The organism is Kosakonia sp. R1.Fl (assembly GCF_023516815.1).
Taxonomy (GTDB): domain Bacteria; phylum Pseudomonadota; class Gammaproteobacteria; order Enterobacterales; family Enterobacteriaceae; genus Kosakonia.
The window spans coordinates 3,753,258-3,773,527 of record NZ_JAMGSQ010000001.1 but is presented as its reverse complement, the minus strand read 5'-3'; the positions used below and the strand labels follow the sequence as shown (position 1 = coordinate 3,773,527).

The window sequence follows — 20,270 nt, the reverse complement described above, 5'->3', positions numbered from 1 at the left end:
AATGCTATGCAGCAGAAGTGGTCCGCGGTTGACGAATACTTAGTAAAACAGTTGATTCCGGAAGATGAGATCCTGACGCAGGTGCTGGCAAATAACCAGCGCGCAGGGCTTCCGGCCATTGATGTTTCGCCCGCTCAGGGGCAATTACTGGCGCTGTTTGTGCGCATGGTGCGGGCGAAGCGCATTCTTGAAATCGGTACGCTCGGCGGCTACAGCACGGTGTGGATGGCGCGTGAGCTGCCAACCGGCGGCGAACTGCTGACGCTGGAAGCCGATCCGCTACACGCAGCGATAGCGCGTGAAAACCTGCAGCTTGCCGGGGTGGCGCATCAGGTCACCGTTGCCGAAGGCCCGGCGCTGCAGACGCTGGAAAACCTCGGCGAACGCCCGCCGTTCGATCTGATTTTTATCGACGCCGACAAACCCAATAACCCGAACTACCTGAAATGGGCAATGCACTATGCCCGTCCGGGTACGCTGATTATTGGCGATAACGTCGTGCGCGACGGTGAAGTGACTAACCCGACGACCACCGATGCCAGCGTGCAGGGCGTGCGTAAATTCATTGAGATGATTGGCGCCGACCCGCGCCTGACGGCCACCGCCATGCAAACGGTCGGCGTCAAGGGATGGGACGGCTTTACGCTTGCCTGGGTGAATGCATAAGGTTACCGGTGCAAATCATTGCCGGATGGGAAACTCGCTTAGCTGGCAACGCGCTAAAGCGATGATAGTTGCCCGGTAAGCATCGCAACCGGGCTGCTATCTGTTCAGGCGCTAATCTGCTCCATTGCCTGCAGGATACGCTTATCGGAGATGGGATACGGTGTCCCCAGTTGCTGCGCAAAGTAGCTGACGCGCAGCTCTTCGATCATCCAGCGGATCGCTTTGACATCCTCATCTTCCCGGCGTGCCGGCGGCAGTTTATTCAGCCACTGCTGCCAGGCTTGCTGCGTCTGCTCCACTTTCAGCATCTGCGCGCGGTCGCGGTGTGGATCGACGGCCAGTTTTTCCAGCCGCTTCTCGATGGCTTGCAGGTAACGCAACGTGTCGCCCAGACGGCGGAAACCGTTGCCGGTCACAAACCCGCGATACACCAGCCCGCTCATTTGCGTTTTGATATCCGACAGCCCGAGCGCCATGGTCATATCCACGCGCCCTTTCAGCCGCTTGTTGATATTGAACACCGCCGTCAGGATCTGTTCGACCTGTTTGGCGATCTCCACCACCGTTTCGTTCAGTTCGGCGCGCACTTTTTCATGCAGCGCGGCGAAGCTCTCTTCCGTCCACACCGGGCCGCCCGCGTCATCAATCAGTTTGTCCACGCCGCAGGAAATGCAGTCATCAATCAAATCCAGCACTTTGCCGTACGGGTTGAAATAGAGCCCCAGCTTGGCTTTGTTGGGCAATTTTTCGTGCAGGTATTTAATCGGCGACGGAATATTCAGCAGCAGCAGGCGGCGAATGCCGCGCCACATCGCCTGTTGCTGCTCCTGCGGGTTATCGAACAGCTTGATCGCGACACTGTCACGTTCATCGACCAGCGCAGGCCAGGCTTTTACCTTGTAGTTACCGCGTTTTTGCTCGTAACTTTCCGGCAACTGGCCGAAACTCCAGATATGCAAACCGCTCTGCTCGATGCCGTCATCGGCCACCGCAGAAAGGGTTTCCTGCACTTTGCCTTTCAGGCGCTCTTTCAGTTCGGCCAGCGAGCGCCCTTCCAGCAGCTTCTTGTTCTTGTCATCCACTACGCGGAAGCTGATTTTCAGGTGATCGGGCACCTGATCCCAGTGCCAGTCGTCGCGGTCGACGGTCACGCCGGTCATCCGGCGCAGTTCGCGCTCCAGCGCATCCAGCAACGGCAGTTCCAGCGGCGTGACGCGCCCCAGAAACGCTTCGGCATAGTTCGGCGCGGGAACGAAGTTGCGCCGCGTCGGTTTCGGCAGTGATTTAATCAGCGCAATCACCAGTTCGCGGCGCAGGCCGGGAATTTGCCACTCAAACCCGCTCTCTTCGACCTGGTTTAATAACGGCAGCGGGATATGTACCGTGACGCCGTCGGCATCCGCGCCCGGTTCAAACTGATAACTCAGACGCAGCTTCAGGTTGCCCTGATGCCAGAAGTTGGGGTAATCGAGCTTACTGACGCCCTCTGCGCCCTCTTTAATCAGCATGCTCTTTTCGAAGTTGAGCAGATCGGGGGCTTCACGGCTGGCCTTTTTCCACCAGCTATCGAAATGGCGGGCGGAAATCACCTCGTGGCTGATGCGCTGGTCATAAAACTCAAACAGCGTTTCGTCGTCCACCAGAATGTCGCGGCGGCGGGATTTGTGCTCCAGTTCTTCCACTTCCGCGCGCAGTTTCAGGTTGTCGCGAAAGAAAGCATGCCGGGTTTGCCAGTCACCCTCGACCAGCGCGTGGCGAATAAAGAGCTCACGACACAGCATCGGGTCAATCTGGCTGTAGTTAACTTTGCGCGCCGCAACGATTGGCAGACCATAAACCGTCACTTTTTCCGTTGCCATTACCGCACCCTGCGCCCGCTCCCAGTGCGGTTCACTGTACGAACGTTTAATCAGGTGCTGCGCTACCGGTTCAACCCATTCCGGATCGATGCGCGCGGCGATGCGCCCCCACAAACGGCTGGTTTCCACCAGTTCCGCAACCATTGTCCATTTCGGCGGTTTTTTGAATAAACCCGAGCCGGGGAAGATGGAAAAACGGGCATTCCGCGCGCCGGTAAATTCCTGTTTGTCGGCATCTTTCATACCAATGTGCGACAGCAAACCGGTTAACAGCGCGATATGAATTTCGCGATATTCCGCAGGCTCGCTGTTGACCGGAATGCCTAACTCTTTCACCACCTGGCGCAGTTGGGTGTAGATATCCTGCCATTCGCGCACGCGCAGATAGTTCAGGTAATCCACCCGGCACTGACGACGGAACTGGTTTGACGAGAGCGCTTTTTGCTGCTCGCCCAGGTAGTTCCACAGGTTCACAAACGCGAGGAAGTCAGACTCTTTATCATGAAAGCGCTGGTGCTTCTCGTCTGAAGCCTGCTTTTTATCCAGCGGTCGTTCGCGCGGATCCTGAATCGACAGCGCCGAGGTAATGATCATCGCTTCGCGCACACAGCCATGTTTTTGCGCTTCCAGCACCATACGCGCTAAGCGCGGATCGACCGGCAGTTGCGATAGCTGGCGGCCCAGCGGCGTCAGTTTATATGCCGTCTGCTGTTCGTCGGTAGTGATCGCGCCTAACTCTTCCAGCAGACGAACACCGTCCTGGATATTGCGTTTATCCGGCGCTTCAACAAACGGGAAGGCAGCGATATCACCGAGCCCTAAAGCCGTCATTTGCAGAATGACCGACGCCAGGTTGGTGCGCAGAATTTCCGGATCGGTAAATTCCGGGCGTGACAGGAAATCATCTTCTGAATAGAGACGAATACAGATCCCTTCCGACACGCGACCGCAGCGCCCTTTACGCTGGTTGGCGGAAGCCTGAGAAACCGGCTCAATCGGCAAACGCTGCACTTTGGTGCGATAGCTGTAGCGGCTGATGCGCGCCGTACCCGGATCAATGACATATTTGATGCCCGGTACAGTCAGCGACGTTTCCGCTACGTTGGTCGCCAGCACGATGCGCCGCCCGCTGTGCGGCTGGAATACGCGGTTTTGCTCACTGTTTGATAAACGCGCATACAGCGGCAGGATCTCCGTGTGGCGCAGATCGCGCTTGCTCAGGGCATCGGCGGTATCGCGGATTTCCCGCTCGCCGCTCATAAAGATCAGAATATCGCCTGCACTTTCGCGCCCAAGCTCATCCACCGCATCGAAAATCGCCTGAAGCTGGTCGCGTTCCGTGTTATCCGCTTCTTCGACAATCGGCCGGTAGCGCACTTCCACCGGGTAAGTGCGCCCGGACACTTCGATAATCGGCGCGTTATTGAAATGGCGCGAGAAACGTTGCGGATCGATGGTGGCGGAGGTGATGATAATTTTCAGATCCGGGCGGCGCGGCAGTAATTCACGCAGGTAACCCAGCAGAAAATCGATGTTCAGACTGCGTTCGTGCGCCTCATCGATAATGATGGTGTCGTACTGCATTAGCAGGCGATCCTGCTGGATTTCCGCCAGCAGAATACCGTCGGTCATCAGCTTGACCATGGTGTTGTCGCTAACGTGATCGCTGAAACGCACTTTATAACCGATGCAGCCGCCCGGCTCAGTTTTCAGCTCTTCGGCAATACGGTTGGCAACGGTGCGCGCCGCCAGACGACGCGGCTGGGTATGACCAATCAGCCCTTTAATGCCGCGTCCCAGCTCCATGCAAATTTTCGGTAACTGCGTGGTTTTACCGGAGCCGGTTTCGCCGGCCACAATCACCACCTGGTTATCGCGGATAGCTTCGAGGATCGCCTGTTTTTTCTGGCTGACCGGCAGGTTATCCGGGTAATCAATCGTCGGGCGCGCGGCTTCACGCTGCGCCACTTTTCCGGCGGCTTCGCTTATCTCTTGCGCCAGCGTCTGCAGCAGTGCTTGCTGAGATTCAGGATTTTTAACTTTCTTGCTGCCATGCAGGCGGCGGGCGAAGCGCTGCTGGTCGCGAAGCATCAGGGTGCTGAGCTGCGCGCTGAGATCGGTAATCGTCAATTTCTGTTGTTCTGTCATAGCGTTATTGGGCAGAGCACTGCCGGGAAACATCTTAAGTTCGCAATCGCAGTAGGATAGCACATCGCCGCAATCCTTTTCTTGTTCAAGAAATTCGAACATAGGATTCGATATATTGCGCTATTCATGTAGAGATTTTGTGAATAGAGTGTCATGACGTCACGGGGCAACCCATTGCAAATACAATAAAGGAAACACCCAATGAGCAAAGTTTTAGTTCTTAAATCCAGTATTCTGGCAGGGTACTCACAGTCTGGTCAGTTAGCCGATTATTTCGTTGAACAGTGGCGTGAAAAACACGCAGCGGATCACATTACCGTGCGTGACCTGGCCGCTAATCCGATCCCGGTGCTGGATGGCGAGCTGGTTGGTGCGCTGCGCCCGAGCGATGCCCCGCTGACACCGCGTCAGCAGGAAGCACTGGCGCTCTCCGACGAGCTGATTGCTGAGCTGCAAGCGCATGACGTGATTGTCATTAACGCCCCGATGTACAACTTCAACATCCCGACGCAGCTGAAAAACTACTTCGATCTGGTGGCGCGTGCTGGCGTGACGTTCCGTTATACCGAAGCGGGCCCGGAAGGTCTGGTGAAAGGTAAACGTGTCATCGTGGTTTCCAGCCGTGGTGGTATCCATAAAGACACCCCGTCCGATCTGGTTGCGCCGTACCTGAAATTGTTCCTCGGCTTTATCGGCATTACCGATGTGAACTTTGTCTTCGCAGAAGGCATTGCTTACGGTCCGGAAGTGGCGACCAAAGCGCAGACCGACGCCAAAGCCGCCATCGACAGCCTGGTGGCTGCCTAAGATTTTCCCCTCTCACCTCCTGGTGGGAGGGTGCCTTCTCCCGCTTTTCCGGCTATTCACCTTCCGCAATGTACTCTTTGGTGGTCAGCAGAATGGTGGTAAGCGCCTTCTGCAGATGTGATAAATCCAGAGCATTAAACACATCCCCCAGCACCGGCATTAACACCTGCTGAACGGCATCATAGGTTGCCACTCCTGGCGCGGTGATTTTGATGGCATATTTACGACGATCACGCACATCCACGGCTCTGGCCAGGTATTTACGTTTCATTAATTGCTTAATAAGCTCGCCGACGCTCGGCTCTTTTAGCCCCAGCCGCGCGGCGATTTCCCGCTGGGTTAATAGGGCTGGCTCGTTGCGGATGAAAACAAGGACCATCCAGCTATTAAAGCCGAGCTCGTACTCTTTTACTTTCTCATCGATCAGCAGACGTAAGTTATGCGAAGCCAGATACAGCAAATGTACACTCGATAAGAGTCCCGGGTTGTCCATAATCGATCCTGGAAATACAGCATAAGAGGCGTGGTGCCGGGTGCCTCCCGGTAGGCTACGTTTGATCCCATAGCCTGCGCAGCAATGTAAAACCGACCAAAGCGCCCCGCCGCATAGGGAGATTCACCACGTTAATCAGCGTCGTTGGTTAAGACGCGTCGACAAGCCTATACCGGGCTAATTATAATGAAAATAGCCAATCACTTATCATTTCTATAAATATTCATTATGTTTAATCCGCATCTGTTACGTTCTTTTTCGGCGCTGATCCAGGCGGGATCTTTCACCCGCGCCGCCGACAGGCTTGGTATTACACAGGCGGCGGTGAGCCAGCATATACGCCAACTGGAGCAGCAAACCGGCACGCTGATGCTACGCGGCAAACGCACGCTGGAATTAACCCCGCAGGGTATTGCGTTACGTGAATATTGCCTGGAACTGGAGCAGGCCAACAAACGCCTGATGCACCGGCTGGATGATAAAGCGCATCACGGTGGAGAGATAAGCGTGATAAGCCCAGGCAGCATTGGCCTGCGTATCTACCCGTTATTGCTCAATTTGCAGCAAGCCCGCCCGGAGTTAAGTATTCGCTATCGCTTTGCTCCCGATCACACGGTGATCACGGCGATTGTAGAGAATCGTTTTGAATTAGGTCTGGTGACTCAGCAACCGGATGACGCCCGTCTGGTGGCAAATAAATTTACCGAAGAACCGCTGGAGTTATTGTTGCCAGCAGGATTTTCGCTGAATAGCTGGCAGGATTTGCACACGCTCGGGTTTATTAACCACCCGGATGGCAATGCGATGGCAACACGTCTGTTAAGCCGACGCTTTCCCGGCAATCCGGGCATTCATACGTTGCCAGTGAGCGGGTTTATTAATCATATCGGGTTGATTGCCGAACCGGTGGCGCGCGGGCTGGGGTTTACCGTGCTCCCCCGCTACGCGCGGCTGGCTTATCCTCGCCAGGCGTTGTTGCAGGTCGACAGCGATCCGGTTCATGTGGTGGATACTCTGTGGCTGATTCACCGTGCCGAGTGGCCATTAACCCGCCGGGCCGAGGAGGCGCTGGCGTGGTTGCGCCAGCATCTTGTCCAGGAAGGTAACGCGCCGCTTACGGTTTCTTCAGCCATTTACCGTTGATGCCCTGCACATAGTCGCCGGGCTTCGCGCGCTCCACCAGTTTCTGCCCGGCCATTCTGGCCACGTCATCTACCGCGATGTTGTTACGATCGGCCAGTTGCTGGTAGCTCTCAGTGCGCGCTTTGTTAATGCGCTCCACCAGCGCTAGTGTCTCTTTATCCTGGCTTATCGGCGCGACATAGCCATTGAGCGTTTCACCGACGCGCCCCTGGGTGCGGGCTTCATCGAGCGTCAGCGCCTGAGCGGTTGCGCTAAATAGGCCAACGGCCAGCAGCGCGCTTATGACACGTTTTTTCATCATCGCCTCAGAATAAGTCGCTACGGGTTTTCAGCAGGGTTTCCACGTCTTTATCCACTTTGATGTGAATTTCATGCTCGATCTTCACATTCATATTGATGGTGATCGGCTCTTTTGGCGCTGCTACCTCAATGCGCGGCGTGCAGGCGGCCAGCAGCATTATCACCATCAATACGGGCACGGCTTTCAGGGTTCTCATTTTTTATCCTCACACTCTTCGCCCTTCGCGCAGCGGGCTTGTGGTAGCGCCGCGTGTTGCTCAAGCCATGACTGCAAATTGTCGCCAAAACGTAAACTGCGCCATAAGGTGAATACATTCTCCTCATGGGTATAGTTCAAATTCACGGTACTGCTTTTGCCATCGACAAAACTGGTGCCGCGCAGGGTGGCCTGCAGCGTCAGCAGCCCCAAATTATCCAGATTGATCTTCGTCCATGAGCGGGAAATTTCCATATAGCGCAGCCAGTTAATCGCCGCGCCCGCCGCCATGTTGTCCTTCACCACCGCGTCAGCGGTATCTTTATCGATCCGCAGCGTCATCGGGCCGGGGTTATGCAGCCAGCCATCTTTAATGATCCATTGCGGGTTATCCAGCCACAGCGGCAACGCGCCGTCAAACGGCCCGGAAAGCGCAAACTGCTTCGGATTCACTGCGCTTATCAACTCGCTGGCAGAAATGTGCTTCAGACGCAACAGCGCCGGGTCGTGCTGCGGCATACGTAGCTGCTGCATAGTCACTTTCCCGCCCAGCACATCGACGCTGACATCGCTTAATACGAGCGGATTATCCTCGCTCCACGGCCACGCGCCCTGCAAATCAGCGGTGATATTTTTCGCCGTCACCTGGTTGGTTATCTCCCCGATGCGCAGCGAAACCGGTCTGCGGGTTCCCAGTTGCCAGCGCCCTTCGCGGTAGCGGAATGGCAGCACAAAATCGACGCCGCTGATTTGGTTGTCCGGCGTCCAGACACTGCCGCTTTTTAGCACGCCGTGACCGCCTGCTTCAAAGCCTTGATCCGCTGCGGCGGAAAAGGCGACCTGCGCATACAGTGCGCCATCCAGCAGTTTCATTTTCCAGTCCGGGGGAATAAGCGGCTGGAATACCGAGAGCGCCTGGCGCGGCCACCATGCCTGCCCACGCAAACGCTCGCCATCCCAGCGGCCATTAACCTGCACCGGGCCAATCGTGTCGGCCTGCAACGCGCCTTTAAACTGAAACATGGTCGGATCATCGCCTTCAACGCTGAATGTCAATGTCGAGGGCGGTAAGACACTTCCCGCGCTGAAGCTGGTTTGCCCGGCATCCAGCGTCAGTGCGCCGGTAAACTGCGGGTTTGTCGCATCACGCACCCACTTCACTGGCGCCTCCAGCACTAACCGGGGCGTAGCCATGTGCATCGCGCCATACTGTAACTGGTCAAAGCCGGTCGAGAGATCGTTAAGCGTAATCGTGTTGTTATTCCATTCGCCGCGACCGGCGACATCCCAGCGTGCGTTCATCGGCGTGAAATTGCCGTCGCCCCAGTAGCGCCAGCGCCACAGGCCGTTATCAGGCAGAAAATCCTGCGCCTGACCATCAAGATGCAGACGGAAATCCCCCATCGCATTTTCATGCGCGCGAAGGATCGCCTGTAAACGCCCGTCAATACCATGCTGAGTCAACTTAACGCCCGCCAGCGGCCAGCGCACTTCATCTATATTTAACGAATCAATCACCCGCCCGCGCGAGCGCAGCAGCGCGCCAGGCGTAAAAGCCAGTTGCGGATCGTCAGCGCTGCCGCTCAGATGGGCGGGAAGTACCGCATAAAACACCAGATCGCCCTGCTTTGCTTCGCCGGTCAGCTGCAGCGGCATATCATTCTTGTCGATACCAAGACGACCAGGGCCAATGGTCAGCACCGCATTGCCTTTCCCGGCGTCGCCCTGCGTCAGCACGTTTAACCGGCCACTGAACTGCGCCTTTTCCAGCCCCTGCTGCCAGTTATCCACTTTCAAGCCAACACGACCGCTTAGCGGAAAACCCTGATAAGGCCAGTTCCAGCGCCCATCGCTGATGGTCAATTGTTCGGGCGTAAGCTGCCACGGCAGATCGAGCAGCGGATCGCCCTGATCGCGCGCCATGACCACCAGTTGCCCTTCGTTATCGCGCCAGTCGAGATCGACATCCACCACGCCCGGTTGCTGCGACAGGGTTAAGGTGCTTTCCATATGTCCGTTAACGGGAACACTATCTGGAACGTCCGGCAGGGTAAATTCACCACCGAGCGTAAACGGCGGCTGACCATCGACAAGACGCAGCGCCATGCGGCTAATCGTTAACACCTGCCCCTTTAAGCGGGCATTGAGTTCAACGCGCTCGCCAGAATAAGTGAGTTGCTGCACATCCGGTGTCAACGACGCGGATAATTTGCCTGCCCATGTTTTCCAGGGAGAAACGGTAAAACGCTCCACCGTCAGCCAGCTATACGGGAGCAAGGCTTGCCATTCGGCCAGCGTACGCGGCGCGTCAGAAACAGTTTCACTTTGTGGCAGTTTATTCAGGCAGGCGGTGTTAATATCCAGCGCGCCAATATGAAGCTGCCAGCGGCTGGGGTGTGTCAGTTCGGCGTCCTGTAACGACGCCAGTTGACAATCACCAGCCAGATAGCGCAGATCGGGGATTTTTAACGCATGTCGGGTGAAGCGCGGGCTCTCTTCCATGGCGATACGCGTGCCGGCTGGCAACCAGATCCCGACCAGCGTCGGCACCCATTGCGCAAGCGTCAGTAGCAGCGTAAGCGGCAACAGAATGAACAGTAACACCAGGGCGATGGCGGCTTTGTATTTACCCTTCATGGGTAGCTAATATCCTGATTTTGCATGTGATTAAGCCGATTCTGGCGGTTATTGTGGCATGTTTGACCGCCCCTTTGAAGGCGCGAGTCGTTTTAATCATAGTCTGGCGATTGCATTTTCAGTAGTTACAGAAAATAGTGTTTTAATATCATTAATTTATGGATTCAACGTATGTTCACCAAAGGCTCTTTAATTCGCGGCTGGTTTATCGGTGCCACCGTTTTCACCTGCTTTACCTTCAGCGATTATCTCAGTGCTAACTACTTTCACGACTCCAAAATTCCATGGCTTATCGGCGTATTCACCGCTCTGGCGATCAACTGGAGCGCCATTGGCTCGTTGAAACAATTGCGCTAGCAGCGGATATACTGAAACTGAACACATTCACCGCACCCATGGTTGTCAATAAATTTTGAACGTTTACATAATAATTTTAAAACGTGATAATGTGGGTAGAAAACCATTGGAGAAAGTCTTATGAAACTCGCGATATACAGCACAAAGCAATACGATAAAAAGTATTTGCAGCAGGTAAACGAGAAATATGGCTACGATCTTGAATTTTTCGACTTTCTGTTAACCGAAAAGACTGCCAAAACCGCGAACGGCTGTGATGGGGTCTGCATTTTTGTTAACGACGATGGCAGCCGCCCGGTGCTGGAAGAGCTGAAAAAGCTCGGCGTGAAGTTTATCGCCCTGCGCTGTGCCGGGTTCAACAACGTTGATCTCGACGCGGCAAAAGAGCTGGGGTTGCAGGTCGTGCGTGTTCCGGCCTACTCACCGGAAGCGGTGGCGGAGCATGCCATTGGCATGATGATGACCCTGAACCGCCGCATTCACCGCGCGTATCAGCGTACCCGCGATGCTAACTTTTCCCTGGAAGGGCTGACCGGTTTCACCATGTACGGTAAAACGGCGGGTGTTATCGGCACCGGTAAAATTGGCGTTGCCGCCCTGCGCATTCTGAAAGGGTTTGGCATGCGCCTGCTGGCGTTCGATCCGTATCCGAGCGCAGCGGCGCTGGAGCTTGGTGTGGAGTATGTTGATCTGCCGACGCTGTTTTCGCAGGCGGATGTTATCTCCCTGCACTGCCCGCTCACGCCAGAAAACTTCCACCTGCTTAACCGCGACGCCTTTGCTCAGATGAAAGATGGCGTGATGATCATCAATACCAGCCGCGGCGGATTAGTGGATTCGCAAGCGGCAATAGAAGCGCTGAAAACGCAAAAAATCGGCGCGCTGGGAATGGATGTGTATGAAAACGAACGCGATCTGTTCTTTGAAGATAAATCCAACGATGTTATTCAGGACGACGTGTTCCGTCGCTTATCAGCCTGCCACAACGTGCTGTTTACCGGCCACCAGGCATTCCTGACGGCCGAGGCGTTGATTAGCATTTCCGAAACAACGCTGGAAAACCTGCGCCAGTTACGCGACGGCGAAACCTGCCCGAACGCGCTGGCCTGATTGTCCGGGGTTCCCCTGCCTGCACGGGAACCCTTTCGGACAAACCCCGATGACGCCCAGGCTAAGCCTGTTAGAATCCCCCACGTGATGGATAACCCCTTAGAGGACGAGATGAAGAAAATTATGACTTTGGTTGCGTTGAGCGTAGTGCTTTCTGGCTGCGTGAGTTCCCGCACCGACACATTGAAGCCACAGCAACTGGCAGACCAACGATTTGTGCTGACCACTGTAAACGGTCAGGCCGTGCAGGGTAATGACCCGGCACCGGAAATCCGTTTTGATAAAGACCTGCGCGTATCCGGCAAAATGTGCAACGGCTTTATGGGCCAGGGAAAACTCTCTGAAGGCAAATTGACCGTCAAACAGATGGGCATGACCATGATGCTTTGCCCTGACCAGCAGCGTAATGAACTGGACCACACCATTAATGCGATGCTCAGCGAAGGCGCGCAGGTTGATCTTACTGACAACCAGCTGACGCTGGCGACGGCGACGCAAACCCTGATTTACACGCGCGCGGCGAAGGCTCAGTAACTGCCGCAGCTCCCGGTGGCAAGCGACTGCTCACTGCAGCGTTTGCCATTTGGTAAAGCGCACATTCCCACCATTGAACCATCGAGTTGCCGGGCAACTGACAACGAACCACCAATCATCGCGCAATTCGCCTGACCACCATTTGACATCGCGGCTTTAAGCCCTGGCGCAACGTGTGCTGCGGTCGCTTTCTGAACGGGTTCACTGCTGCATGCCGATAATAATAAAGCGGCACATCCTACTAAAAACGCTGCGCGCATTTCTCTCCCCCTGCCCCTGTGTCCTCAGGATAATTAAAAAAAGCGAAACCCAAGCATCATAGGCAGCAAGACGCAATACGTCGAGAGCTGAAAAGCATCTTTATGCGACCTGGAAACATTTTTTTGCGCTTTTTGGGACGGGTGAACACAATTCGTCGCAAACAGGGATTCAGCGGGTTCGTCAACTCAGGTTCAGTGGCAGGCGTTCAACAGGCTACGTCGCCACAAATGGCACGCTTTGTGCTCATCACGCAATTTGGCGGTTTGAGGTGACCACACGGTCACGTCCTGAAGATTTCGCCGCATAAAGCGCCTCATCCGCGAATTCGATGAGCGTCGCTTCGTTACCCTTTAGTGCAGCGGCAAACCCGGCGGCAACACCAATGCTCACACTCACGACGCCAAGCGGGCTTTGCGGGTGGGGAATATTCCCGGCCTTAATATTACGGCCTATTTTTCTGGCCATATTCTCTGCGAAGCGCGCATCCGTTTCAGGCAGAATAACCACAAACTCTTCCCCGCCATATCTGGCGGCCAGAAAAGGCGTTTCGCTAATGGTCTTTTTCAACGTTTCGGCGACTGCTTGTAAACAGCTATCACCAGCAATATGCCCGTAATTGTCGTTATATTTTTTAAAGTAATCGACATCAATTAATAGCAGTGCAATCTGCCGTTTGTTACTGGCACATTTCGCCACTTCGGCGACTAAAGCCTCATCGAATTTGCGCCGATTCGCAAGCCCAGTTAAACCATCTTCTGTCGCCATCACTTGCAGCTCGGCATTCTCAGACGCCAGAGATTCTTTTGCTGCCGACAGTTCTTTACCGATGCGGATACGATTGCGAACATCCAGAATAAGGTAATAGCTGGAAAAACTGACGCAGCCGATTAGAAACAAGATGATTGCAGCAAGGATTTCAGACTGACGACGCCACGAGGCCATGGCTTCATCCACGCTAACGGCAACGGTGGTAACCAAACCATAGCGTTTATTTTTTTGAAATGAATAAATACGTTCTATTTTATCGAAGCGCGAAACAGACGTTGCGATCCCGGAATTCCCTCTTTTTAAATAATCCGTAAATAATGGCGAGTCCGAAATTTCCCTGCCCATATATTTAGCATCAAAAGGATAACGTAAAAGCACGATTCCAGAGTCACTGGTCAACGCAATCGCGCCCTGTTTTCCAATGTCCAGTTTTCCATAGGTTTGCAAAAAAGTGGCGATGTTCAGCGTTAATACAGCAACCCCTTTAAAATTCCCTTCGTTATCTTCCAGCCGTCGGCTAACGGTGATCACCCACTGACCATTCGTTCTGCTCACCACTGGCGGGCCGATAAAGATCTCCTTTGAATTATTATCCCGATGGTGGATGAAGAAAAATCGGTCAGCGCTGTTACTCCTGCCCATAAAGTTCTCCTGCAAAGCGATAACTTTATTTCCTTTGTCATCATAAATAATAATGTTATTCAACTGGGTGAGAAGCTGATTCTGGTCGGCGAGTATTTTCTTAATATTCAATAACTGTCCGGGATCCATGCCATATATTTCCGTTATGTCAGAAATGTTTTTTATCAACATCTCGCTTTGCCGAATAATCCCCTCCGAATAGGTATCAAGGGTATGACTCAGGTTGGATATATTCGTATTAAGTTCGTTCCGCGTATGGGTTTTGGTACTCAGGATCTGAACAACTAACGTGATGGATATCGCGAAAAAGACAACAGTAATGAAACTTGCCGCAAAAAAGGTCTCTTTTTTCATCTTATTTTTACCCGCTACGACTCCTTCACAAGAACCACTGTAACTGTAAATCTCAATTAGCAAGAAACATACATTTGAAGATTTAATTCGATAAGCTATTTACCGCGCTCAAACGCAACGGCCGATAATAGCAGTATTGCAAGTCACTGTTGGTTAAGAAAAGATGATCATCTCTTTCTTATACAGCGCGCTTTTACCAACCTCCATCATTTACCGTACATGGCCATTGGGATGATTCCATGTTCTATTATCGTGCAGCGCAGCCATCGCTGCGCCGTTATGTTGGGAATTGTCGACGATACGCTTTTTTAGCGTCATTAAGACTCTGCGCATTCGCCCCACCCGCCAAATCAGGGTTTTCTGCCTGCAGCGGATCATCCTCCCAGTGGCAAACAGGGCAGATCTCCCACGCACCGCTTTCTGTTAGCGTTTCGCCACCGCAGCAAGGGCAGCGCAAAAGTTGTTTTGCCATTGATTGTCTCCCTCTTTTAATGCATTCCGGCGCGAGAGTAACAGGCAACGCCTGCACACGTGTCACCAGGTCTCGCCATCACCTGCCATTAAATCGCAATTCATTGATTCCCGTTATACCTCAGGACACAAAAGCGAAAATTGCGCGCGCATTGGTTTGCTAAAATAACAGGATAATTACAGGGCTTGTTGCCGTTTCACAAGCCCCTTTCTATTGAGCAATGCAAGGGTGCCATATGATTACTATTGACGGTAATGGCGCGGTCGCGTCAGTCGCTTTCCGCACCAGTGAAGTTATCGCCATATACCCCATTACTCCCAGCTCGACGATGGCTGAACAGGCAGATGCCTGGGCCGGAAACGGCCTGAAAAATATCTGGGGCGACACGCCGCGCGTCGTGGAAATGCAGTCGGAAGCGGGGGCGATTGCCGCCGTACACGGAGCTTTGCAGACCGGTGCGCTATCGACCTCGTTTACCTCATCGCAGGGTTTGCTGCTGATGATCCCCACTCTTTACAAGCTGGCGGGCCAGTTAACGCCGTTTGTTCTGCACGTCGCCGCGCGCACCGTTGCCACCCACGCGCTCTCCATTTTTGGCGATCATTCCGACGTGATGGCGGTTCGCCAGACCGGTTGTGCGATGCTCGCTGCCAGTAGCGTGCAGGAAGCACAAGATTTCGCGCTCATTTCGCACATGGCGACACTGAAAAGCCGGGTGCCATTCATTCATTTCTTTGATGGTTTTCGCACCTCGCACGAAATCAATAAAATCGTGCCGCTGGCAGATGACACGATCCGCAACCTGCTTCCTCAAGCGGAAATTGATGCGCATCGTGCCCGCGCGCTCAACCCGGAGCATCCGGTGATCCGTGGTACGTCTGCCAATCCGGACACCTATTTCCAGTCTCGCGAAGCGACCAACCCGTGGTACAACGCGGTGTACGCGCACGTTGCGCAGGCGATGGACGATTTCGCTACCGCCACCGGGCGGCAGTACAAACCTTTTGAATATTATGGTCACCCGCAAGCCGATCGCGTGATCGTGCTGATGGGCTCGGCGATCGGTACCTGCGAAGAGGTGGTCGATGAGCTGCTGACGCGCGGGGAAAAAGTCGGCGTGTTGAAAGTGCGCCTCTATCGCCCGTTCAGCGCCGCGCATCTGTTGTCCGTGTTGCCGGAAAGCGCGAAAACCGTTGCCGTGCTGGATCGCACCAAAGAACCGGGCGCCCTGGCCGAACCGCTGTATCTGGATGTGATGACCGCGCTGGCAGAAGCGTTTAATAACGGTGAGCGGGAAACCCTGCCGCGGGTGATTGGCGGGCGTTACGGTCTTTCGTCAAAAGAGTTTGGCCCCGAATGCGTGCTGGCCATTTTTAACGAGCTGCGTGCGGCGAAGCCCAAACCGCGTTTTACCGTCGGTATTTACGACGATGTGACCAACCTTTCTCTGCCGCTACCGGAAAACACCCTGCCGTCGCATGCGAAATTAGAAGCGCTGTTCTATGGGCTTGGCAGTGACGGTAGCGTGTCGGCGACCAAGAACAATATCAAGATTATCGGTAACTCTACGCCGTGGTATGCGCAGGGTTATTTTGTCTATGACTCGAAAAAGGCTGGCGGCCTGACAGTTTCGCACCTGCGCGTCAGTGAAAAACCGATCAACTCGGCTTATCTGGTGTCACAGGCGGATTTTGTTGGTTGCCACCAGTTGCAGTTTATCGATAAATACCTGATGGCCGAGCGCCTGAAACCGGGCGGTATTTTCCTGCTCAACACGCCTTACAGCGCCGATGAAGTCTGGTCACGTTTGCCGCAGGAAGTGCAGGCGGTGCTCAACCAGAAAAAAGCGCGTCTCTATGTGATTAACGCCGCAAAAATCGCCCGTGAATGTGGACTTGCCGCCCGCATTAACACCGTCATGCAAATGGCGTTCTTCCATCTCACCAATATTCTGCCGGGCGACAGCGCGCTGGCTGAATTGCAGGGTGCGATTGCCAAAAGCTACAGCAGTAAAGGTCAGGAGCTGGTGGAGCGAAACTGGCAGGCGTTGGCAATGGCCCGCGAATCGTTATTTGAAGTACCGCTGGAAGCGGTTAATCCGCAAAGTGCCCATCGCCCGCCGGTGGTCTCTGATTCGGCACCCGATTTCGTGAAAACCGTGACGGCGGCCATGCTGGCCGGTCTTGGCGATGCATTGCCCGTTTCCGCGCTGCCGCCGGACGGTACCTGGCCGGTTGGCACCACGCGCTGGGAGAAACGCAATATCGCCGAAGAGATCCCAGTCTGGAAAGAGGAGCTTTGCACCCAGTGTAACCACTGCGTTGCCGCCTGCCCGCACTCGGCGATCCGCGCCAAAGTGGTCTCGCCGCAGGCGATGGAAAATGCCCCGTCGAGCCTGCATTCACTGGATGTAAAATCCCGCGATATGCGCGGGCAGAAATATGTGCTGCAAGTCGCGCCGGAAGATTGCACCGGCTGTAACCTGTGCGTGGAAGTTTGCCCGGCAAAAGATCGCCAGGACCCGGACATCAAAGCCATCAATATGATGTCGCGCCTTGAACATGTCGAAGAAGAGAAAGTGAATTATGACTTCTTCCTCGATCTGCCGGAGATCGACCGCAGCAAACTGGAGCGCATCGATATTCGTACCTCACAGCTGATTACCCCGCTGTTTGAATATTCCGGGGCGTGCTCAGGCTGCGGCGAAACGCCGTATATCAAACTGCTGACGCAGTTGTATGGCGACCGGATGATGATCGCCAATGCCACTGGTTGTTCATCGATTTATGGCGGTAACCTGCCCTCGACGCCCTACACCACCGATGAAAACGGGCGCGGGCCAGCATGGGCGAACTCGCTGTTTGAAGATAACGCCGAGTTCGGTCTTGGGTTCCGCTTAAGTGTGGATCAACACCGCCTGCGCGTTATGCGGTTGGTTGATCAATTTGCGGAGCATATTCCGGCGGAACTGAACGCGGCCTTGCACGCGGAAGCGACCCCGGAAGCGCGCCGCGTACAAGTGGCAGAGCTGCGTACCGCGCTGGCGTCAGTGGAAGGCGCGCAACAACTGTTGACCGATGCCGATGCGCTGGTCGAAAAATCGATTTGGCTGATTGGCGGCGACGGCTGGGCGTACGATATCGGCTTTGGCGGCCTCGATCATGTACTGAGCCTGACCGAGAACGTCAATATTCTGGTGCTCGATACCCAGTGTTACTCCAACACCGGCGGCCAGGCCTCAAAAGCCACGCCGCTGGGCGCCGTGACCAAATTTGGCGAGCATGGCAAACGCAAGGCGCGCAAAGATTTGGGCGTCAGCATGATGATGTACGGTCACGTTTACGTCGCGCAGATTTCGCTCGGCGCGCAACTCAACCAGACGGTGAAAGCCATTCAGGAAGCAGAAGCCTACCCCGGCCCGTCGCTGATTATCGCTTACAGCCCCTGTGAAGAGCACGGCTATGACTTGGCGCTGAGCCACGATCAAATGCGACAGCTCACAGCAACCGGCTTCTGGCCGCTGTACCGCTACGATCCGCGCCGCGAAAAGGAAGGAAAAATTCCACTGGCGCTGGATTCTCGGCCGCCGTCAGATGCACTGGCAGAGACCCTGCTTAATGAGCAGCGCTTCCGTCGCCTGAACGCGCAGCAACCGGAGGTGGCAGAACAGCTATGGAAAGATGCCGCAGCCGACCTGCAAAAACGCTACGACTTCCTGGCTCAGCTGGCAGGTAAAGCGGAGAAAAACGCGGCAGAATAAGGCTAGCCGCCGAAAAGCCACCGGTTGATGCCGGTGGCTTTTTTAACGCACCGATTTTGCATGACACCCGCAGGAAGCTCGCTGATAATCACCGTTTCAGCCCGCACGGCAAGGAGCGATTTTATGCAGCATCACGCAGTTACCTCATCACGCATCGCTTCTGTCGGTTATGACCAACGCACCCGCACACTGGAAATCTGTTTTCACGATAAAAGCGTCTACCAGTATCTGGGCGTGCCGGAACGTATCTTTTCCCTGTTTCTTACCGTGGTTTCCAAAGGCCGTTTTTATGATGGCGTGGTAAAAGGCAAATATCCGGAAAGAAAAGTCGCCTGAACAGGTAGCTACCGCTGCGTAAAATTCCTGTCAGGATGGAGATCAGACAACCTGTATCAGGAACCGCTATGTCAGCATTCAACCACCCCACACCCTATTACGCAGTGATTTTCACCTCCGTGCGCACCGCTGTTGATGATGGCTACGGCGCCATGTCCGATCGCATGATGGAACTGGCGGTGAATCAACCCGGCTTCCTGGGCGTGGATTCTGCCCGTGAAGAGGTCGGCATTACCGTCTCTTACTGGGCATCGCTTGACGCCATCAAAAACTGGAAGATGAACGCCGGGCATCTCATTGCGCAGAAAACCGGGCGTGAAAAGTGGTATCACTCGTTCACGACCCGCATCTGCCTGGTGGAAAAAGAGTATTCTTTTCAGGCGCTGGACGAGTAACTGTGTGCTCGAGCACCACGCACAATGAGCGCAAAACGCACCGCATTGAACAAATAAGCGCACGCTTTTTCGTTACGCTGTATTCGACATTCAACGGAGTGTGATGAAAACAAAGCGAGGATTATGATGACATCCCGGACGCTTGAGCCAACGCCCGCAATCAAACGCCTGCAGTTGCAGGACATCACCGTCACGATACTCAGTGACGGTTACCTTGAAGGGGATTTTGCGCTGTTAAACGGTATTGAAACCGACCATGCCGAAGCGTTACTGAACGCGAGTAGCGTTTCGCCCCTGCCGCGCATGAATATTAATGCCTGCGTGGTCGAAACCGCCGGACACACCATTCTTATCGATAGCGGAACCGGTACGCCTGACGGCGCAAGCGGTGAGTTACCTGCAGCTCTTGCCGCAGCGGGCATTGACCCACTGCGTATCGACACCATCCTGTTAACCCACGGTCACCGCGATCATATTGGCGGTCTTGCCGGCCCGCAGCAGACTCCTCTGTTCAGTAACGTGCAACGCCTGTTCGTGCATGAGAAAGAGCTCGCCTTCTGGCGGGATGAAACGCTGTATGCCAGCGCACCGGAGGGGCTCAAGCGCTCATATGACATCGCAAGGAATGCATTCAGCGCGTACGACGACCGGCTGGTGACCTTTAAGCAAGAGGATATTCTGCCCGATATTCAGGCGGTGCCGCTTTTTGGTCATACCCCAGGGCACAGCGGTTTTCTGCTTGGCAATGAAAAAGACTCTTTGCTTATCTGGGGGGATATTGTCCATTTTCCGCATATCCAGATAGCCCGACCTGACGTCTCCATTGCCTATGATCGCGACCCGGTGTTAGCAGAAAAAACGCGCTGCGCTCTGCTGGATCGCGTCGCGACAGAGAATATTGCCGTTTGCGGTATGCACTTTAACCTCCCGACCATGGCAAAACTTAGCCGTAGCGGTAAAAGCTACGCGTTAAATTACGCGATGTAAGTTTCTCCGGCAGGAAAACCTGCCGGAACCGGCCTTGCAGAGAAG

18 protein-coding genes are annotated in these 20,270 nt (G+C 54.5%); 10 read left to right on the top strand and 8 right to left on the bottom strand.

Going from position 1 to position 20,270, the window contains the following annotated elements:
• Positions 1–6 precede the first annotated feature (6 nt).
• Complete coding sequence (locus tag M8Q36_RS17885) at positions 7–666, top strand: O-methyltransferase (protein ID WP_249881771.1); 660 nt, start codon at positions 7–9, stop codon at positions 664–666.
• Positions 667–770: 104 nt separating this feature from the next.
• Here the strand turns inward: M8Q36_RS17885 and hrpA are convergent, their stop codons facing one another.
• Entirely contained in the window at positions 771–4,673 is a 3,903-nt protein-coding gene (hrpA, locus tag M8Q36_RS17880) for an ATP-dependent RNA helicase HrpA (protein ID WP_249881770.1), read from the bottom strand.
• A gap of 201 nt (positions 4,674–4,874) precedes the next feature.
• Here hrpA and azoR point away from each other — a divergent pair, with 201 nt between their 5' ends.
• Positions 4,875–5,480: an FMN-dependent NADH-azoreductase gene (gene azoR, locus M8Q36_RS17875; protein ID WP_016495929.1), complete on the top strand. Its 606-nt coding sequence runs from the start codon at positions 4,875–4,877 to the stop codon at positions 5,478–5,480.
• A 52-nt stretch (positions 5,481–5,532) separates the two neighbouring features.
• Here the strand turns inward: azoR and M8Q36_RS17870 are convergent, their stop codons facing one another.
• Complete coding sequence (locus tag M8Q36_RS17870; protein ID WP_249881769.1) at positions 5,533–5,973, bottom strand: MarR family winged helix-turn-helix transcriptional regulator; 441 nt, start codon at positions 5,971–5,973, stop codon at positions 5,533–5,535.
• Between the two features lie 228 nt (positions 5,974–6,201).
• Here M8Q36_RS17870 and M8Q36_RS17865 point away from each other — a divergent pair, with 228 nt between their 5' ends.
• Complete coding sequence (locus M8Q36_RS17865; RefSeq protein ID WP_249881768.1) at positions 6,202–7,116, top strand: LysR family transcriptional regulator; 915 nt, start codon at positions 6,202–6,204, stop codon at positions 7,114–7,116.
• Here M8Q36_RS17865 and M8Q36_RS17860 read toward each other — a convergent pair.
• The 3 genes from M8Q36_RS17860 to M8Q36_RS17850 are packed head-to-tail and all read right to left on the bottom strand — an operon-like array spanning position 7,088 to position 10,249.
• A complete protein-coding gene (locus tag M8Q36_RS17860; protein WP_017457242.1) occupies positions 7,088–7,414 on the bottom strand; it encodes a YdbL family probable chaperone protein in 327 nt (108 codons plus the stop codon). The two genes, M8Q36_RS17865 and M8Q36_RS17860, sit on opposite strands and share 29 nt — an antisense overlap.
• Before the next feature lie 7 nt (positions 7,415–7,421).
• Complete coding sequence (locus tag M8Q36_RS17855) at positions 7,422–7,613, bottom strand: YnbE family lipoprotein (protein ID WP_249881767.1); 192 nt, start codon at positions 7,611–7,613, stop codon at positions 7,422–7,424.
• On the bottom strand, positions 7,610–10,249 hold the full coding sequence (locus M8Q36_RS17850) for a YdbH family protein (RefSeq protein ID WP_249881766.1): 2,640 nt from the start codon (positions 10,247–10,249) through the stop codon (positions 7,610–7,612). Before M8Q36_RS17850 ends, M8Q36_RS17855 begins: the two co-directional genes overlap by 4 nt.
• A gap of 171 nt (positions 10,250–10,420) precedes the next feature.
• Between M8Q36_RS17850 and M8Q36_RS17845 the strand changes: the two genes are divergently transcribed.
• The 3 genes from M8Q36_RS17845 (at position 10,421) to hslJ (ending at position 12,250) form a co-directional block, all read left to right on the top strand.
• Positions 10,421–10,606, top strand: a complete 186-nt coding sequence (locus M8Q36_RS17845; RefSeq protein WP_249881765.1) for a hypothetical protein — start codon at positions 10,421–10,423, stop codon at positions 10,604–10,606.
• Between the two features lie 120 nt (positions 10,607–10,726).
• Positions 10,727–11,716 carry a 2-hydroxyacid dehydrogenase gene (locus M8Q36_RS17840; protein ID WP_017457238.1) on the top strand — a complete coding sequence of 330 codons (990 nt, stop codon included), beginning with the start codon at positions 10,727–10,729 and terminating at the stop codon, positions 11,714–11,716.
• A 111-nt stretch (positions 11,717–11,827) separates the two neighbouring features.
• Positions 11,828–12,250 (top strand): heat shock protein HslJ, encoded by a 423-nt coding sequence (gene hslJ, locus M8Q36_RS17835; RefSeq protein ID WP_097405954.1) that lies wholly within the window; start codon positions 11,828–11,830, stop codon positions 12,248–12,250.
• On the opposite strand, the gene M8Q36_RS17830 is transcribed toward hslJ, so the two are convergent.
• From M8Q36_RS17830 to M8Q36_RS17820, 3 genes are all read right to left on the bottom strand, one after another.
• Complete coding sequence (locus M8Q36_RS17830) at positions 12,244–12,510, bottom strand: putative hemolysin (protein WP_249881764.1); 267 nt, start codon at positions 12,508–12,510, stop codon at positions 12,244–12,246. The genes hslJ and M8Q36_RS17830 overlap by 7 nt on opposite strands.
• A gap of 247 nt (positions 12,511–12,757) precedes the next feature.
• On the bottom strand, positions 12,758–14,275 hold the full coding sequence (locus M8Q36_RS17825; protein ID WP_249881763.1) for a sensor domain-containing diguanylate cyclase: 1,518 nt from the start codon (positions 14,273–14,275) through the stop codon (positions 12,758–12,760).
• A 277-nt stretch (positions 14,276–14,552) separates the two neighbouring features.
• Positions 14,553–14,747, bottom strand: coding sequence for a CPCC family cysteine-rich protein (locus M8Q36_RS17820; RefSeq protein WP_249881762.1), 195 nt, complete (start codon positions 14,745–14,747; stop codon positions 14,553–14,555).
• 235 nt (positions 14,748–14,982) lie between these two features.
• Between M8Q36_RS17820 and nifJ the strand changes: the two genes are divergently transcribed.
• The 4 genes from nifJ to M8Q36_RS17800 all read left to right on the top strand — a co-directional run bounded on the left by nifJ (position 14,983) and on the right by M8Q36_RS17800 (position 20,225).
• Positions 14,983–18,507 (top strand): pyruvate:ferredoxin (flavodoxin) oxidoreductase, encoded by a 3,525-nt coding sequence (gene nifJ / locus M8Q36_RS17815; protein ID WP_249881761.1) that lies wholly within the window; start codon positions 14,983–14,985, stop codon positions 18,505–18,507.
• 123 nt (positions 18,508–18,630) lie between these two features.
• A complete protein-coding gene (locus M8Q36_RS17810; protein WP_249881760.1) occupies positions 18,631–18,843 on the top strand; it encodes a KTSC domain-containing protein in 213 nt (70 codons plus the stop codon).
• 68 nt (positions 18,844–18,911) lie between these two features.
• Positions 18,912–19,238: an antibiotic biosynthesis monooxygenase family protein gene (locus tag M8Q36_RS17805; RefSeq protein ID WP_249881759.1), complete on the top strand. Its 327-nt coding sequence runs from the start codon at positions 18,912–18,914 to the stop codon at positions 19,236–19,238.
• Between the two features lie 123 nt (positions 19,239–19,361).
• Complete coding sequence (locus tag M8Q36_RS17800; RefSeq protein ID WP_249881758.1) at positions 19,362–20,225, top strand: MBL fold metallo-hydrolase; 864 nt, start codon at positions 19,362–19,364, stop codon at positions 20,223–20,225.
• The last annotated feature ends 45 nt before the right edge of the window (positions 20,226–20,270 follow it).

What these genes read in the sequence shown, in the direction of transcription:
- M8Q36_RS17805 (WP_249881759.1), top strand. Translation starts at nt 18,912, where the DNA reads ATGTCAGCATTCAACCACCCCACACCCTATTACGCAGTGATTTTCACC.
- M8Q36_RS17810 (WP_249881760.1), top strand. Translation starts at nt 18,631, where the DNA reads ATGCAGCATCACGCAGTTACCTCATCACGCATCGCTTCTGTCGGTTAT.
- hslJ (WP_097405954.1), top strand. Translation starts at nt 11,828, where the DNA reads ATGAAGAAAATTATGACTTTGGTTGCGTTGAGCGTAGTGCTTTCTGGC.
- M8Q36_RS17870 (WP_249881769.1), bottom strand. Translation starts at nt 5,973, where the DNA reads ATGGACAACCCGGGACTCTTATCGAGTGTACATTTGCTGTATCTGGCT.
- M8Q36_RS17860 (WP_017457242.1), bottom strand. Translation starts at nt 7,414, where the DNA reads ATGAAAAAACGTGTCATAAGCGCGCTGCTGGCCGTTGGCCTATTTAGC.
- M8Q36_RS17855 (WP_249881767.1), bottom strand. Translation starts at nt 7,613, where the DNA reads ATGAGAACCCTGAAAGCCGTGCCCGTATTGATGGTGATAATGCTGCTG.
- M8Q36_RS17825 (WP_249881763.1), bottom strand. Translation starts at nt 14,275, where the DNA reads ATGAAAAAAGAGACCTTTTTTGCGGCAAGTTTCATTACTGTTGTCTTT.
- M8Q36_RS17830 (WP_249881764.1), bottom strand. Translation starts at nt 12,510, where the DNA reads ATGCGCGCAGCGTTTTTAGTAGGATGTGCCGCTTTATTATTATCGGCA.
- azoR (WP_016495929.1), top strand. Translation starts at nt 4,875, where the DNA reads ATGAGCAAAGTTTTAGTTCTTAAATCCAGTATTCTGGCAGGGTACTCA.
- M8Q36_RS17840 (WP_017457238.1), top strand. Translation starts at nt 10,727, where the DNA reads ATGAAACTCGCGATATACAGCACAAAGCAATACGATAAAAAGTATTTG.
- M8Q36_RS17800 (WP_249881758.1), top strand. Translation starts at nt 19,362, where the DNA reads ATGATGACATCCCGGACGCTTGAGCCAACGCCCGCAATCAAACGCCTG.
- M8Q36_RS17865 (WP_249881768.1), top strand. Translation starts at nt 6,202, where the DNA reads ATGTTTAATCCGCATCTGTTACGTTCTTTTTCGGCGCTGATCCAGGCG.
- hrpA (WP_249881770.1), bottom strand. Translation starts at nt 4,673, where the DNA reads ATGACAGAACAACAGAAATTGACGATTACCGATCTCAGCGCGCAGCTC.
- M8Q36_RS17845 (WP_249881765.1), top strand. Translation starts at nt 10,421, where the DNA reads ATGTTCACCAAAGGCTCTTTAATTCGCGGCTGGTTTATCGGTGCCACC.
- M8Q36_RS17885 (WP_249881771.1), top strand. Translation starts at nt 7, where the DNA reads ATGCAGCAGAAGTGGTCCGCGGTTGACGAATACTTAGTAAAACAGTTG.
- M8Q36_RS17850 (WP_249881766.1), bottom strand. Translation starts at nt 10,249, where the DNA reads ATGAAGGGTAAATACAAAGCCGCCATCGCCCTGGTGTTACTGTTCATT.
- M8Q36_RS17820 (WP_249881762.1), bottom strand. Translation starts at nt 14,747, where the DNA reads ATGGCAAAACAACTTTTGCGCTGCCCTTGCTGCGGTGGCGAAACGCTA.
- nifJ (WP_249881761.1), top strand. Translation starts at nt 14,983, where the DNA reads ATGATTACTATTGACGGTAATGGCGCGGTCGCGTCAGTCGCTTTCCGC.